Annotated in this window: 17 protein-coding genes; 13 read left to right on the forward strand and 4 right to left on the reverse strand. The window is 47.2% G+C overall.

Annotation, left to right across the window (positions count from 1 at the left end; genetic code table 11):
- Positions 1-43: 43 nt before the first annotated feature.
- From V5J77_RS03535 to V5J77_RS03565, 7 genes are all read left to right on the forward strand, one after another.
- On the forward strand, positions 44-661 hold the full coding sequence (locus V5J77_RS03535; RefSeq protein ID WP_338554413.1) for a hypothetical protein: 618 nt from the start codon (positions 44-46) through the stop codon (positions 659-661).
- 35 nt (positions 662-696) lie between these two features.
- Complete coding sequence (locus tag V5J77_RS03540) at positions 697-1,554, forward strand: M12 family metallopeptidase (RefSeq protein WP_338554414.1); 858 nt, start codon at positions 697-699, stop codon at positions 1,552-1,554.
- 243 nt (positions 1,555-1,797) lie between these two features.
- Complete coding sequence (locus V5J77_RS03545) at positions 1,798-2,229, forward strand: GntR family transcriptional regulator (RefSeq protein WP_338554415.1); 432 nt, start codon at positions 1,798-1,800, stop codon at positions 2,227-2,229.
- Complete coding sequence (locus tag V5J77_RS03550; protein WP_338554416.1) at positions 2,222-2,911, forward strand: ABC transporter ATP-binding protein; 690 nt, start codon at positions 2,222-2,224, stop codon at positions 2,909-2,911. Before V5J77_RS03545 ends, V5J77_RS03550 begins: the two co-directional genes overlap by 8 nt.
- The gene (locus tag V5J77_RS03555; RefSeq protein ID WP_338554417.1) at positions 2,908-3,750 is read left to right on the forward strand and encodes a hypothetical protein; all 843 of its coding nucleotides are present in this window, start codon (positions 2,908-2,910) and stop codon (positions 3,748-3,750) included. The genes V5J77_RS03550 and V5J77_RS03555 overlap by 4 nt, the downstream gene beginning before the upstream one ends.
- A gap of 11 nt (positions 3,751-3,761) precedes the next feature.
- Positions 3,762-4,991 carry a hypothetical protein gene (locus V5J77_RS03560; RefSeq protein ID WP_338554418.1) on the forward strand — a complete coding sequence of 410 codons (1,230 nt, stop codon included), beginning with the start codon at positions 3,762-3,764 and terminating at the stop codon, positions 4,989-4,991.
- Positions 4,992-5,023: 32 nt separating this feature from the next.
- Positions 5,024-5,275: a hypothetical protein gene (locus tag V5J77_RS03565; protein ID WP_338554419.1), complete on the forward strand. Its 252-nt coding sequence runs from the start codon at positions 5,024-5,026 to the stop codon at positions 5,273-5,275.
- On the opposite strand, the gene V5J77_RS03570 is transcribed toward V5J77_RS03565, so the two are convergent.
- On the reverse strand, positions 5,270-5,836 hold the full coding sequence (locus tag V5J77_RS03570) for a TetR/AcrR family transcriptional regulator (protein ID WP_338554420.1): 567 nt from the start codon (positions 5,834-5,836) through the stop codon (positions 5,270-5,272). The genes V5J77_RS03565 and V5J77_RS03570 overlap by 6 nt on opposite strands.
- A 132-nt stretch (positions 5,837-5,968) precedes the next feature.
- On the opposite strand from V5J77_RS03570, the gene V5J77_RS03575 reads away from it, so the two are divergent.
- A complete protein-coding gene (locus tag V5J77_RS03575) occupies positions 5,969-7,216 on the forward strand; it encodes an acyl-CoA dehydrogenase family protein (RefSeq protein WP_338554421.1) in 1,248 nt (415 codons plus the stop codon).
- A gap of 22 nt (positions 7,217-7,238) precedes the next feature.
- Positions 7,239-7,772, forward strand: coding sequence for an NADPH-dependent FMN reductase (ssuE, locus tag V5J77_RS03580; RefSeq protein ID WP_338554422.1), 534 nt, complete (start codon positions 7,239-7,241; stop codon positions 7,770-7,772).
- Between the two features lie 173 nt (positions 7,773-7,945).
- On the opposite strand, the gene V5J77_RS03585 is transcribed toward ssuE, so the two are convergent.
- On the reverse strand, positions 7,946-9,070 hold the full coding sequence (locus V5J77_RS03585; RefSeq protein WP_338554423.1) for a metallophosphoesterase: 1,125 nt from the start codon (positions 9,068-9,070) through the stop codon (positions 7,946-7,948).
- 34 nt (positions 9,071-9,104) lie between these two features.
- Entirely contained in the window at positions 9,105-9,728 is a 624-nt protein-coding gene (locus tag V5J77_RS03590) for a LysE family translocator (protein ID WP_338556530.1), read from the reverse strand.
- A 228-nt stretch (positions 9,729-9,956) separates the two neighbouring features.
- Between V5J77_RS03590 and V5J77_RS03595 the strand changes: the two genes are divergently transcribed.
- Positions 9,957-10,586: an NUDIX hydrolase gene (locus V5J77_RS03595; protein ID WP_338554424.1), complete on the forward strand. Its 630-nt coding sequence runs from the start codon at positions 9,957-9,959 to the stop codon at positions 10,584-10,586.
- Between the two features lie 95 nt (positions 10,587-10,681).
- Here the strand turns inward: V5J77_RS03595 and V5J77_RS03600 are convergent, their stop codons facing one another.
- Positions 10,682-12,457, reverse strand: coding sequence for an ABC transporter substrate-binding protein (locus V5J77_RS03600; protein ID WP_338554425.1), 1,776 nt, complete (start codon positions 12,455-12,457; stop codon positions 10,682-10,684).
- Between the two features lie 131 nt (positions 12,458-12,588).
- On the opposite strand from V5J77_RS03600, the gene V5J77_RS03605 reads away from it, so the two are divergent.
- The 3 genes from V5J77_RS03605 to V5J77_RS03615 all read left to right on the forward strand — a co-directional run bounded on the left by V5J77_RS03605 (position 12,589) and on the right by V5J77_RS03615 (position 15,676).
- Entirely contained in the window at positions 12,589-13,875 is a 1,287-nt protein-coding gene (locus tag V5J77_RS03605; RefSeq protein WP_338554426.1) for an MFS transporter, read from the forward strand.
- A 47-nt stretch (positions 13,876-13,922) separates the two neighbouring features.
- The gene (locus V5J77_RS03610; protein WP_338554427.1) at positions 13,923-14,342 is read left to right on the forward strand and encodes a VOC family protein; all 420 of its coding nucleotides are present in this window, start codon (positions 13,923-13,925) and stop codon (positions 14,340-14,342) included.
- 183 nt (positions 14,343-14,525) lie between these two features.
- Positions 14,526-15,676 (forward strand): IS3 family transposase gene (locus V5J77_RS03615; protein WP_338552184.1). Its coding sequence is split into 2 segments (ribosomal slippage): positions 14,526-14,799 and positions 14,799-15,676, totalling 1,152 coding nucleotides; the frame shifts between segments, so codons are not numbered across the junction.
- Positions 15,677-15,744: the final 68 nt, after the last annotated feature.

A 15,744-nucleotide genomic window follows, 5' to 3' on the forward strand; every position in this document is an offset into this window, starting at 1 on the left:
GTGCCAGCAGCCTTCCCGTTCCCCGTAAGGAGCTGCAAAAGCGGTGTCAAGCTATACGGTATCGGTAACGAATGAAGCAACATATAGCGGCAGCATTTGTTTGTTTCAGCTATTTCCCCGCTTGCAGGACCCAAGCGCAATCACCTACATTTGGCGTTCAGTGCCTTCAAGGCCGTTCGCTGGCACAGTGAACTTTAGTTGGGAGCCCAAATATCAATTTATGTGGCGTTCTGCTCCAGAGGGTGACTCGGCAGGCTTATCCAGTGTCGAGGCAGCTGAGCATAAGGAGGCTTCCTTATGGCAAAACAATGCAGTTGTCTTGCTGAAGGCGTCCAACGGGAGCTATTATTTTTCACAGCCTTATGCTGCGAAAGACAGCGAGCTTTATTACATGAAAGCAGATCGAACGGTGGACCCTGCGGATAAAGTGCGATTGGGCCTTAGTCTCGATAGTAGGGCAGTCGTATCCGTGGAGGCTCATCCGAATACACTGACAGGCTTTCAGCTTGATCCGGTCACTTATATGGCATATGGACATTGGCACACAGGACAGGTTTTCGAGCGAGAGATGTATATGCAGCAGGCAATTGCACTCAGCTTCAGCGGCAGGCAGCGGCTGAATGTGCACATATCGGCGAGCAATCTCTTGCAGCTCGTATGAGCAGGACAGGCAATAACAAGAAGGAGGAAGAAGAGATGACAGAGTCATTACCTGAAGTATATGCAAATGATTTATTCCAAAAAGGAACAGCTGAGACAGGCTACGTCTATTTGGCTGACAATCAGACACCCTTGAAGGTCGAGTATATAGAGTATGATCAGCTGGCTATCGTCGATGGCGACATTGTCGTAGCAGAGGCAGCAAAAATGCGGAGGCTGACGGCCTTCATCGAGCGGGAGGGTCGGCAGCAGGGAGAGGAGCCGCATGTAGACATTATTATAGATATGAGGCGCCTTTGGCCTAATGGAAAAGTGTTTTATGCTTTTGATGCCAATGTGCCTGCCAGTACGCAGCAGGACATTAAAAAAGCAATGGCTGCAATCACGCAAGCCTGCCCGGGCATTTCCTTCTCGCTGCGGGGAACGGAGCCGAATTATGTCTCGTTCAAAATCGGGCTTGGTCATAGCTCCTATGTCGGAATGATTGGCGGCAAGCAGCTCATTACGCTGGGCGTAAACTATGTGCTGGGCAACATCATTCATGAAATCGGGCATACGCTCGGCTTGCTGCATGAGCACACGAAGCCGAGTCGCGATACGTATATTACCGTTGATATGGGGAATATTCCTGCCAATAAGCAAAGCAATTTTGTTATTATCAATCATCCAGAGCTGTTCAAGTCGTTAAAATATGATTGGGGCTCGATTATGCATTATAGCAAAAACGCATTCGCTATTGACCCTACCAAGCCGACGATTACACCAACCCAGGCTTTGCCTTCCGGCACGGTAATGGGGCAGCGTTCAGCCTTGTCTGCGCTGGATGTAGAGGGTATAAATGCATTGTATTTGAAAAAAACAGAGGATTCCGAGCAGAGGCTTCCCCAAAGATAGCGCCTGCCTTTCGTAAGGCTTCTCTCACTTGGGCTGTTCCCAAAGTCATCGAGGATGGCGATAGGGACAGCCTTGTTGGGCATTCCCTATCATGTACAATGAAGCATCGAAAACCCCTTTGCGGAGCTGTTTTATTCTATTTTTTAACAAATGCTTGACAGGAAAACGTATTATGCGCATAATACACTTAAAGTGTATGAACTACTTGGTACACACGCTGGAACAAGAATGAGAGGTAACGGGATGAAGACAAATGAAGGCTGGACGGAAGTCGCTTTCAATGGCCGTGACCCGGTCTACTTGCAGGTCGTGAAATTTTTCAAGGAGCAGCTGGTCATTGGGAAAATGGAAGCCGGACAAATCATCCCTTCACGAAGGGAGCTTGGTGCTCTTCTTAAGATTAATCCCAATACGGCACAGAAAGCCTATAAGGAAATGGAGGAGCAGCAGTTGATCGTAACAGAAGGAAACTCGCCAAGCCGGATTACTATGGACGAGAACGTATTGCGGGCCATTCGCGCAGAGCTGATTGGTGATGCTGTCGAGGTCTTCGTGGCCTCTGTCCGCAAAATTGACGTTCCGGTGGAGGAGCTGCTGGAGCTGGTCAAGCATAAATATACAGAGGATAGGCAGCTGGAGGACGGAAGGCAGGGGGGAGGCGCTCAGCATGATTGAGGTGCGGGATGTACATAAAAAATATCGTCGGCGCAAGGTGCTGAATGGTATCTCTTTTCAAATCAAGAAGGGTGAAATCACTTGTCTCATTGGCACCAATGGGACGGGAAAATCGACCATTATGAAAGCTATTATGGGATTGACACCAATCCGCAAGGGTGAAATTACTATGGATGGGCAAAAGCTGGGCAAGGAGCGGTATGAGAAAATTTCTTTTATCCCCGATCATTTAACGATGCCGCCCGCTATGAAGCTGGACGAAGCGATGGTATTTATGGACGATTTTTATCACTGCTGGAATGAGGAACGGGCGAAGGAGCTGATGAGCTTTTTTCAACTGGAGGGAAGGGAGCGAATCGGCAATTTGTCAAAGGGGACGGCGGCAAAGTTTAATCTGCTGCTAGGGCTGGCGCTGGATACCGATTATGTGCTGATGGATGAGCCGTTTTCCGGCATTGATATGTTCAGCCGCGCTCTCATTACCGATGTATTTTCAAGCCACCTCATTGAAGATCGTGGTGTATTAATAACGACGCATGAAATTGCTGACGTTGAACATCTCATTGATCGGGCGGTGCTGCTGCAAAATGGTGCGGTATGCCGCGATTTCTACTGTGAACAGCTTCGTATGGAGCAATCGAAGTCGCTTGTCGATGTAATGAGGGAGGTGTATCAGGCTTGAAAGCTTATTTGAAGCTGGTACATATGGAAGTGCACCGTTTCCGCTATTTGCTTGGGGGCTTAATGGCGTTAACGATTCTCATGCAGTTCGGTGTAGTGCTGCTGTGGTCGCTAAGTGAGCGGAGTATTAGAACGAGCCCTGGGTGGAGTGAGCAACTGGTTACCTATCACCCTTTCTCGGAAACAGGGAAGCTGACGTTTAGTGAACTCATGTATAGCAATCAATTTTGGTTTTTCTTTCCGGTATTAATCAGCATTATAGTCATCGCTGCTTATGTGTTTCTTATTTGGTACCGCGATTGGCTTGGGCGGGATACGTTTATTTATCGGCTGCTGATGCTGCCGGGCAATCGCTCCAGCATTTACGCTGCGAAGCTGACAGCGATTTTGCTGTTTACGTTCGGACTCGTTTCCTTCCAGTTGCTGCTGCTTCCGCTTGAAATGATGCTGTTTAATCTGATTATACCAGAGGGGCTGCGCGATCTGTCCTATTTGTCGCAAGCGATTTTGCAAAATCAAGCCTTAACGATACTGCTGCCTGGGCGGCTTGATGCTTTTATAATGGCTTACGCAATCGGAATTTTGGCAGTATTGGCTGTATTTACGATTATTTTGCTGGAGCGAAGCTATCGTTTTATTGGCATGGGCTATGCCGTTATTTACGTGTTCGTATGCGGTGCTGCACTGCTTGCTCCTATTATCTTGCAGCGACCGGGAAATGCGGCATCCTATTTATACCCGGGGGAGACCTATTCGATAATGCTGGCATTGACTGTCATTCTCGTTGTCGCATCGGTATGGCTCAGTATTCGGCTGTTAAATAAAAAGATTACCGTATAAGGGGGAGCAAGATGAAACGTTATATAACAACGCTGGCGCTCGTCCTGCTCGCAGCGGCAGGGTTCAGCACGTATTACGCTTTTGGCTCGGCAGACCATTTGCCAGAATATCGACTAGAGACGCTGGAGGGGGATGCGAATGAAGCTGCGAATTTGGTATTAGACGGCTCTTATATAGGCGGTAAGGGCTCGCAGCCCATAAAGCTATCTGTACAAGGCATTGAGTATAGGAGCAGAGAATCCCTTTACGATGCCTATATAACAAATGCCCGTAGTTGGTTTGATGAACAGACGGGTGTTAAGGAGCTCATCGAGCAGTATCCTGATTTTATGAGAGGCAAGGGTGAAATTAGAGGTCTTTTCGCAAATAAGGAATGGGCCGCCTATGCTGAAATTCCCTACGAATCCAGTACAGGGCAATCTGGAAAAAATATTAACGTAGATATACTGAATAGAAATACGGGTGAGGCTATAGATTATACGATTCCCCTTTCCATTCTGTCACCGGAGGGGCTTAGGGAGCAGGCATATATAGCCGATGTGCAATTACAGGAAGACCTTCTTCATGTGCTGGTCTACCAGAATGTCATAGGCGGGGCAGTGAAAGCAGCAAGTCAACATTATGATTATATTATAGAAAAGAATAGTGGAGAGCTGCTTAGCTCGGCTGCGATTGAATTTATAGATGAATCGGGTAATAAGCTTTCTCCCGATTCATATGAATCGGTACAGAGTTTTAACGCCGAACCTAAGGATTATTATGTTTTTAGCTCAGTAAAAAAAACAACAGAACCTAACAGAAATATATCTATAGAGATTATTGGTATGTATGCTTATTCATACAAGAGCGGGAACGTCATTCGGTTATCGAATCAAGCACTTCAGCGCAACAATAAGAGGTCAGAGCCTCAGTACATGACGGGCGACCAGCTCTATTTTACATCTTACAACCGTGAAAGCATTCAAGTAACCAGCTTCAGTCTGGAGACTGGGGAAAGGATGGAAGAGTCTTTATTTTTGACCTTGAAGCAGCTTGAAGCGGATGAAATTAAAACTTCCTTTATGCGGGCTGATCGTTTGTTCATTTTGTACGCTAATCGGAATAAGCTGAACGTTGCCGTATTGAATATAAAAACGGGTGAGCAGCTGTATAAAGGCGAAGTGGCGGCAAGCGGAAACGAACAGGAGCAGCAAATTGCCCTCAGCGATATCTCGCTGCACAGCATAGGTTTAAGAAACTAGCAGACTTCCAGAGGAAGAAAGCAGGGGATTTAATGCCATTAACGGCAGAGCTAAATCAAACGGTCGAGGCGCTCAGAGAGCTGGAAATATGGAGCTATCAGCTTGCCTTTTATATTTTGCAGGATGAGCGGCTTGCCGCTGAAGCGGGCAAACAGGCGCTGCTTGCGATTGGCCGAGAGCAGGCGTTTCATCTCCACTCCCCCGCTGAGCGCCGAGACAAGGTGAAGAAGATGATTATGCGCAAGGCGCTTATCGTCAGCGCAAGCAGCGGACGCCGTTCATAACGGTGTCCGCTGTTTTTTATTATTGAATACAGAAAAATCCCAATCCTCTAACACTTTATAAATTTCGCCTTGATCAATAGGCATCTTGTTTTCAATCCACCAATTTAGTACGCCAAGAATGGCGCCGATATGTGCTTCTGTCACTATTTCAGCATCAATGGAGCTGCTGTTCAATTGAAAAGTAGTATTTAAATGCTTTTTTATACCTGAACCCATTTCTCTCCGAATAATATTACGCAGGGAGTTCCTTTCTTCAGATAATAGCTGTGAAAATATGCTTTTATGTTTAGTAGCAATTTCGAAGAGCTCCTGAAAAATTTCAGGGGGCGTATGTTTATCCAACATAAACTCTTCCTCAGCAATCTGTCTCAACGTACGTGTAAGCAAATCATACTTGTCATTGAAATGAGTGTAAAATGTGGTCCGATGAACCATAGCTAAGTCGCAAATTTGCTGTACGGTTATGGCCTCAAAAGATTGCTTCTCCATTAAAGATAACAATGCATTGTAGAGCAGCTTATGAGTTCTTCTTATCCTAAGATCCAATTTCTCTTTACCCATATAAAATCCCCTATCTGTATGGTTAATCGACACTTTTACGAATCTGCTCTTTGACCTCTTTTAGTATACACCGTAGTATTTAAGCTATAAATAGCAATTAAATATACATGTGTATAAAAAGGAGTGTTTCTAATGGGAAATTTAGGTGCAGTCAATAAACTCACTGCTGAAGAGCAGCAATTGCTTCAGAATGCAACGGATTTGGTTCCGGTTCTGCGAGAATTTGGAAGGAAAATTGATGAGGATAGACATATACCTGAGGAGCTTATTCAGAAAATTTCTCAGGCAGGACTATTTAAGCTTGGAACTCCAAAAAAATATGGCGGTCATGAAGTTAGTATTCGAGCCTTAATTGAAATTATTTCCGAATTGGCAAGAGGAAACGGTTCTGTGGCCTGGGTAGTCCAAATTATAAATGGAAATAACTTTAACGCTTCTCTGTGCTTGGGCTCAGAAGTGCTGGATTCGATTTTTAAGCAGGAAGAGGAAATACGCTTCTGTTCAGTCCTGCAAGCACGTCAAGCCATTGTAAGAAAAACAGAAGGAGGTTACTTTATTGAGCATGGCTTATGGGGATTTGGTTCGGGATCTAAGCACGCAACACATGCCTTGTTAAATTTAAGGGACTCTAAAGGTATGCAGGAGAACCAAGGAATGCTGCTGGCTGTTGTCCCAATGAGTCAAATTAAAATTATAGATGACTGGTACACAATGAGCTTAAAAGGTTCCGCAAGCAATAGCTTGGAAATGAATAATGTATTTATTGAGGAACAGTATGTAGTCGTTCAAGAGCAAGAGGTTATAAAGGGTTCGAGCTCCATGCTCAGGACATTACAAGGGATAGATCGATACAGGCCGTATGCCAATATAATATCCAGTCTTACAACGGGTATAGGCGCCATACTTGGTCTAGCCAGGGGGGCATTGGAATATTTTGTAGATACTGCGCCTAGAAAAGGAATTACGTTGACCATCCACAGATCCCAAGCAGAGGTTGGGCATATTCAGTACAAAGTAGGACTTGCTGCTATGAAAATTGAATCGGCACATCTGCACATTAATCGCTCTATCGAAAATTTGGAGAACCATATGAAAAGTGGGGAACCATTTAGTAAAAAAGAGTTTGCGCAAATCCAAACGGATATCGCATATGCAGCTATGTTATGTACCGATGCAGTCGATATGGTGATGGCAGAAAGCGGAGGCAGCGCTATTGCTGATTCTAATCCATTGTCCCAAATATACCGCGATATTCGAGGTGGTGCAAACCATGCACTCACTACGGCATCTACCGGTCTGGAGTTGTATGGAAGAATACTTTTTGGGTTGCCCCCTCAGCATGTATTTACCATTTCTGCTGCTCCACTGCTCAGAGATTAAGACGAGAAGCAGGTGCAATCCTATGAAAAAAATAACGATCATTTCCGGAAGTCCAAATGAAAACTCACGTGTCAATGGTATAATTAATTATGCGAAAAAAATACTGCTTGATAACGGATACGAAGTATCCATCATTAATGTGGCCTCATTGCCTGCAGAAGATTTATTGCATGCTCATTTTAACAGCGAGCCTATTGTTGCTTCACTTTTAAAAGTCGCCGAGGCAACAGGAGTCATTATAGCAAGCCCGGTGTACAAAACAACCTTTACAGGAGTCATAAAAGCATATATCGACTTATTACCCGAAAAGGGCTTTAAAGATAAAATTATCGCTGCCTACTTTGTAGGCGGAACGATCTCTAACCTACTGTCAATCGACTATGCAGTAAAACCAATATTAGCCTCAATGGGGGCTAAATACTTCGCAGAGAATGTGTTTGCTGTAGACAGCCAAATTGAGCGCTCCGAGGACAGTGCCGGAAACCTATTATTCCAAATTACGGAGGAGCTTAAGCAGCGAATCCATAATTCTGTCATGGATCTCATCAACTACTAACAAGACTTAAAAGCGGAGCATTTAATTAGCATTAAGGTAGTAAAAACAAAAAGAAGGGATAACCACTTCTTTTTGTTTTTTTATCTATAAGCAGACAAGACAAGGTGAGAAGATATTCCACCATTTTATCAATTTCACATATGCGGTTTCCAATGTGTCGTTTAATCGAGAGATTAATCAGCCCTTGGGCTGCTAAACGTCACATTGATTTCCACGATTTCAGAGCGGGAGCCGAGGCGGATCGGCGGTCCCCAGAAGCCGAAGCCGGAGGAAACGATGGATTGCAGCCTCTCCTTCTTCAAGTAGCCCCAATCATTCTCGAACACGAGCTGTGTAATGAAATTAGCCGGAAAAATTTGGCCGTGATGCGTATGGCCTGACAGCATAAGATCAACGCCGAGCTCATCGGCAATGTCAAAATCATAAGGCTGATGCTCAAGCAAAATAAGCGGCTTAGCGGCATCCATGCCTTGAACAAGCTCGCTCAGCGGCGCACGCTCCGTATCGGAATGATCCTTGCGTCCAAGCAGCGTGAAACGGTCATCAATCGTAACGGCCTCATCATAGAGCACCTTCATGCCGCCCGCCTCAACGGCGTTAATAATATCCTCGATATGCCCATTGTATTTATCATGATTACCCAGAGATGCATATACACCATAGGGTGCCTGAATGGCTGCCATAATTTGATCGAGGCCATTGTCCAAATACGGCTGAATTTGATCATCCAAAATATCGCCTGGAAACAGCACGATGTCGGGCTTCAGCTCATTGATGCGTTCAACGAGACGGACGGCATGCTCTTTGCCGGACAAAATGCCAAAATGCATATCGGAGGCCATAACGATTTTCAATGTATTTTTCGCCGGATCGTCAGCCTGCGAGCCTTTGGGAATCGTAATGTCATACGTGCGAACGACAGGGCTGTAAGCTAGAAAAGAACCATAGCCAAGCAGCGTAATAAGCAGGATGGGGACGGCAATGCCTGACCATTTGAACACCGACTCGCGCGGCAACGACGTATTGCGCAGCAGCCTTGCGATGAGCTGTACGGATGGAATAATGAGCAGCAGTAAGCAAAAAATAGCGAGCCAATACATGCCAATGGCGATTAAAATAGCATTTTGCGAAATCATTGCAGCAATAAAGACGCAGGGCAGTGCAGCGGCAACGACCGTAAAAATGATTTTGCGAGGCCTCGTATGCAGCGGCTTTAGCCACCGCCAAATACTCCAGCTTTGATAAAAAACGAGCGAGCCGAACACGGCAAGCATAACAATACCCATAACGATAAACATGATAGCTCTCCCTTTTGTTGCTTTCTGTGTTGTGCTATTTTCTGCTGAAGGCGATGCTGAGGCCAATGAGGCCGAACACAGAGCCTTCAACGATATTCATTTTACTGGACAGGTGTGGACGTTTGAAAATAAATCGGCGCAGCACATCGGCAAATACGCTGATCAGGGTGAAAATAACGATGGCTTGCAGCATGAACACGAGTCCGAGTGTAATCATTTGCAGTGAAGCATAGCCGTTAACCTCATTGACGAATTGCGGCAGCAAAGCTAGAAAAAACAAGGAGACTTTAGGATTCAGCATACTCATGAAGATGCCTTTCTTATATAAAGAGGCATACGCCAGCTCATCGGCGGTGCCGAGCGCGAGGGCAGATTGCTTTTGCCGAAAAGCTTTATAGGCTAAATAGAGCAAATAGGCGGCGCCGGCATATTTCACGACGGCAAAGGCAGTCGCCGATTGGTAGACGATAGCGGAGATGCCGAGAGCGGCGGCGGAAATATGGGCGAAGAGGCCGGTGCATAGCCCGAGCGTTGTAATAATTCCTGCTTTTTTACCACGGGCAATGCTTTGGGTGAGCACATACAAATTGTCTGGTCCCGGCATTAGGGTCAGCAGCACCGCAACGCCCAGAAACGATATAAGGGAAGCCCATTCCAAGGTCAACACATCCTGTTCTATCAAAAAGTGACTTACTTCCTTTAGTATACTAGGAATAGAGTCCCTATCTCAAACTATACGCTTTAATAGAGTCAGCCACGTGCCAAGCTCCAAGAAATAATAAAGGCAAATAGGGCGTTTCATGATAGTATGGGGACAGCATCAAAGAGCTAATAACCATCTTAATAAAGCGATTAAGCCAGAATTGAAAATTCGGAGGAATGTGGAATGAATCATTCGTCAAATACGCAGTGGCTGGATTGGGTCAAACGGGTTCAAGCCCTTGCCCAGAACGGGCTTGCCTACTCGGAAAATGCTTTCGATATCGAGCGCTATGAGGAGCTTCGCGCAATTTCTGTGGATATGCTCGCATACGCCACTGGCATAGAGCGGGAACAGCTAAGGCATACTTTTGCCAGCGATACGGGTTATGCGACGCCGAAGGTCGGCATTCGCGGCGTTGTTTTTCAGGAGAATCGCGTGCTAATGATTAAGGAGAAGCAGGATCAGGCATGGGCGCTGCCGGGAGGCTGGGCGGATGTAGGCATTTCTCCTTCCGAGGTGGCGGTGAAGGAAATTTGGGAGGAATCCGGCTATAAGGTCAAGCCCAAGCGGCTGCTGGCGGTGTTGGACAAAAAGAAGCATGAGCATCCGCCGGATATTTATCATATTTATGATCTGTTTATTGAATGTGAGATCATTGGCGGAGAAGCCGCGATTGGACCGGAGACGACCGATGTAGGCTTTTTCTCAGAGGATGCGCTTCCTCTGTTATCGGTGCAGCGCAATACCGAGCGGCAAATTAGAATGATGTTTGAATTTTTGAAGCAGCCGAATAAAACGGTCATATTGGATTAGTAGGGGATATACGCGAAAGCGGGCTTGCGAGTAGAGCCACAGCTATCGGTCTGCTAACGACTCTATCCCGCCTCCAATACCGCCGGATACCCTCTTTATTTTTTAATCCAAAGCTTAGAAAAATCCAGCCAGCCGAAGGAGTCGATAGCCAGACCCTGAAGGGCTAGCGGCAGCTGCGTCTGGAACCTCGAATGGTAAAGATACAGCAGCCAGTTGTCCTGCCGCAGCCCTTGCTCGGCTTCCGCTACAATTTGGGAGCGCTCGGCTGCGGAAGGGAGGCTGACGTAGCGGGCGAGGATGCTCCGCAGCTGCGCTTGCTGCTCCGTCGTCAGAAAATGCTGCAAATTGCTGTCTTCATTATAGAAAAGCCGAAGCAGGCCGACTTCTGTATCATTTTCCAGTATCTCAGTTGCCAGCATCAAATGAGCAGCTTGCGCGAGCTTTTGTGGCGAGACCTCTGCAATGACATAAGGATTAAGCTTCAGGCGAAGGCCAATGGCAGCTGCTCGCTGCTGCAGCCAAAGCATGTCCTGCTGCTCAACAGGCCTGCCGTGATGATACAGCTTAATGACTTCTCCGGCATAGCCGCTATCCCGCAGCAGCGCCTCTGCATCAGCAAGCGAGCCAGATTCATAGGAAGCCAGCTCGCTGCTAGCGACAAGAAAGCTGTTTGCGGGCACGGCACGATTTCCTCCGAGCTCCGCAATAAGCAGCTTGCGGTCAAGCAGCAGCCGCAGCGCTTGGCGGAAAGAGGAGTGATGCTGGATGCCCGGAATGTTGAAGTTGAAAATTAAATAACGGCAGCCATCAAGCAAGGAATCCATCGCTCTATTATTTTCCGCAGCATGATCTCCGGATGCGGCATCCATATGCGGCAAGGAAAATTGCCGCTCCCTCGGGGCATCTGAAGGAATATGCCAAATTTCCACAAGGTCAAGCCAGGCCCGCTCGCGAAAATAGTGGTCAAAGGCTTCAAGCCGCAGCACCTGCGCCGCATTTTCCACCAGCTTGAAGGCCCCTGTCCCAAGCAGCTTCTGCTCGGAAAATGCCACATCATGCGGCAAGATCGACATAGTCGCGCAGCTGAGAAAATGCAGCAGAAACGGGTTTGGCTGCCGCAGCCTGAACACTAGACAATAATCGCTGACGATCTCAATGTCGGCAATATCCTCGTATTGCCAGCAGGAGGGAGAATTTACCTCACGCAAACGCTCCAGTGTGAACCGCACATCCTCCGCTGTTAGGAGCAGTCCATGATGGAATCGGACTCCTTTGCGCAAATAAAAGGTCCATGCCGTGTAGTCGTCATTGCTTTCCCAAGCATGAGCAAGCGAAGGAAGGAAGCGCTGCGCCGCCGAATCAAAGTCGATCAGGCGGCTGTAGAGCTGCTCAAGCAGAAACACCTCGGTAACGGTAAAAGCAAAAGCCGGGTCGAAGATGCCGAGCTTTCTCGTCACGGTCACCCGAAGCACATCAAGATTAGCGGCACCAGCCTGCTCCAGCTGGAAGCCCATACGATTTTCAAGCATGGCGCGCAGCTTGTCGCGCAAGGCAGAAGGCAGCTCATGGCTGGAGATGAAATCAATAGCCTCCTTCATTTTCCCCTTCGCCAGCAGCTCGTTAAAATGCTCCGTCAGCACATCCTCCAGCCCGCGGATAACCGTTAATTGCGAAATATGACCGCGCCCCACCCCTGCGCTCCATGCGACAAAGCCTTCCTCCACCAGCCTGCGCAGTACAAGCTTGACGTTGCGAGGCGTACAGTTCAGCACCTCCGTCAGCTCGCTGATCGTAATCGGTATCGTTGTGCCTTTATGCTGTTTGCCAGGCAGCGATAACAGCAGGCTAATATAATGCTCCTTATGTTTCATGTTTTAACCGTCCTTTGCTCAGGCTGGCGCAAGCGCTGCCCATAAAAGGTGAAATTTTAATTTCAATCTTACTCTTTTTATTCTCGTTTTCCCAGCTAAAATTAAGTCTACATAGAGAGGGGAGAACCATCATGTTTATGCAGCTTGATCGCAATATTAAAATTCGGATTTTGACGACCTTCTTGACCCGCTGCGTAGAGGCGATGATTTTGCCGTTTATGGCGATTTATTTTACCCAGCGGCTGGGGGCGGGGATTGCGGGTCTGCTGCTGCTCATTAATTTGCTCGTGCAGATTACAGCGAGCCTATATGGTGGCTATATGGCAGATCGTTATGGACGCAAAAAGGTAATGGCAATCGCCCAATTCATCCGCTTTATTTCCGTGCTTGTCATGACGCTTGCCAATTCGCCCTTTCTTGATTCCACTTGGCTGACCTTCTCCATGATGCTGCTGCTTAGTCTTTGCAATGGCATGTTCAATCCAGCGGCTGAGGCTATGCTGATTGACGTCAGCACGAAGGAAAATCGCGCTTTTATTTATAGCATTAACTTCTGGGCGATCAATTTGTCGATTTCGATTGGCGCGCCAATCGGGGGCTTTCTGTTTGCGACGCATCGGATGGAGCTATTCATCATTATGGGACTGGCGAGTCTGGCTACCCTGCTGCTTACATTATTTTTAATTCGGGAAACCCATTTTCCAGATGCGGAAAGCCGGCTGCAATATAGCAGTAATGGCCCTATTCGCAATATGGTGCTGAATTACAAGCTGGTGGCGCAGGACAAGCTGTTTATTATTTATAGTGTCAGCGGAATGCTCATTCGCTCGCTGGAAATTCACTTATACAACTACATTAGCGTCCGCCTGCAAAAAGAGTTCGAGCCTCAGCAGCTATCCATGCTGGACAATTTTACTTTTGACCTGACAGGTATTAGACTTGTCAGTCTGCTGCAGGTAGAGAACACGCTCATCATCGTCTGCCTAGCGATTTGGGCAGCCAGCTTTGTCCGCCGGTATCGCCCGGCACGAGTGATGTATATTGGCGTTATTTTGTACACGCTTGGCTTTACGGTCGTCGGCTTCAGCAATTCCGTATGGCTACTGCTCATATCCATGCTGGGAGCGACGGTAGGGGAGCTTATGTTTACCCCGATTAGACAAGCTTATTTGGCTGGTATTGTGAAGGATCATGCGCGAAGCTCGTATTTAGCGGTGAATGGCCTGCTGGGGCAGTTCGCTGGCGCCTTCGGCGCTATTGGCATTAGTCTTGGTGCTGTGCTTCACTCCAGCTATATGGCAATGATTATATTCGTAATGGGCATGACCGGGCTGCTGCTGACGTATTATGTATTTCAGCGGTTGGCACCAGGGGAGTCGCGTCGGCAAGGTTCAGCACCTATGGCAGCGAAGATTTAGAAGGGAATAGCTGTTGTAAGCGAAGAATATAGAGGAGGTTGTATGGCATGAGTAAAAAACAATGGGCTGGCGCGATGCCGGCCGTACAATTCAGAGTAGCAAGACCGACGAACCAATTGGCTGAGGTGGCCGCTTTTTATGAACAGGGACTTGGTCTGCAACGAATTGGCTCCTTCGAGGGGCACGCTGGGTACGACGGGATGATGTTCGGCCTGCCGGGGGTGGACTACCATTTGGAGTTTACGCAGCATGTCTCGGGGGCGCCGCTTGCAACACCATCCGAGGATAATCTGCTAGTGTTTTACATGGAGGAGCGCGAGCAGCAGCTATTGATCGCCAAGCGGCTATTGGAGCTGGGCTACCCTGAGGTGGAGCCGGAAAACCCTTACTGGAAGCAAAAAGGCATCACCATCGCCGATCCCGACGGCTATCGTATCGTGCTGCAAAATTCGTCTGGACTGAGCTAATTGCGGACTAATGGAAGGTTGAACGAAAGAAACGGGATTTGGAAAACTCAAAAAAGAAAACCGCACTAAAGCTTTGCTTACTTGTCTAGGAACTGACCCCATAACGTGAGACAAATCAAAACACCTTTAAGTTGAAATGACGAGTGTTGTAAAATACTTGTACAACTTGGAGGTGTTTTTTACGTGGGGACAAGGGTCAGCTATCCAGTAGAGGTGAAAATGAAGGCAATCGAATTGCGATTAGCCGGGGTTCCTGTAAAAGAGGTTATGGAGCAGTTGAACATCATGAATTACACGCAGCTAAAGGTGTGGATGAAATGGTATAAGCAGGGCGAAGCCCATCGACTGGAGCAGCCTGTGGGCAAGCAGTATAGCTATGGGAAAGGGCCTAAATATGATTCAGAGGCAGCAAGGCTGGAAACGGAGAATCGCTTTCTAAGGCAACAAATTGAACTTTTAAAAAAGTACAACACCATGAAAAGGAGTGGGTTGTCCCAGAAATCATAATCGCCTTCATCGAGACTTCCAAGTCACAAATGAGTATTCAAGGCTTATGTGAACTCTTGGGCGTCTCAAGAGCAAGCTATTATCGTTGGAGAAAGCAGCCTGTGAACAAGAGCGATGAGCGTCTTACAGAACGTATTCGGACACTCTGCGTGGAACACAAGTTTCGCTATGGCTATCGTAAAATTACGGCTAGTTTGAGTGAGGAGACCCCTGTCAATCATAAAGCGGTTCAGCGTATCATGCAGCGAGAAGGCTTGCAATGCAAGGTGAAAGTCAAGAAGCGTAAACAAACAGGGGCACCTACCTATGTCGCGGATCATCTGCTCAAACGTCAGTTCAAAGCAGACAAGCCCTTACAAAAGTTAGTTACAGATATTACCTACTTGCCATATGGACCTAAAATGCTGTATCTTTCTAGCATTCTCGATTTATTTAATGGTGAGGTTATTGCTGCAACGATTGGAGATACCCAAGACACAGCGTTTGTCCTGGATACCTTAAGCCAGCTTCCAACTTTGCCAGAAGATTGTATGCTACACAGTGATCAGGGCTCTGTGTATACCTCCGCCGCCTATCAACAAACGGTAAAAGGAAAAGGCATTACCATGAGCATGTCCCGTAAAGGAACGCCCGCTGATAATGCCTGCATCGAATCGTTTCATGCCACCCTCAAGTGCGAAACGTTCTATCTCGACCGATTGACCTGTACAACGACGGCAATCGTTGTACAGACGGTCACAGACTACATTGATTATTATAACAACATTCGTATTCAAACGAAACTAAATAACCAGTCGCCTAGTAAGTACCGGCAACTGGCTGTTTAGTTAAGGTGTTTTGATCCTTGTCTCAAAAACGGGGGTCAGTTCCCTATGGGTGAGCAGAGCTTTTTTTA

The sequence above is a fragment of the Paenibacillus sp. KS-LC4 genome (assembly GCF_036894955.1).
Lineage (GTDB): Bacteria > Bacillota > Bacilli > Paenibacillales > Paenibacillaceae > Pristimantibacillus.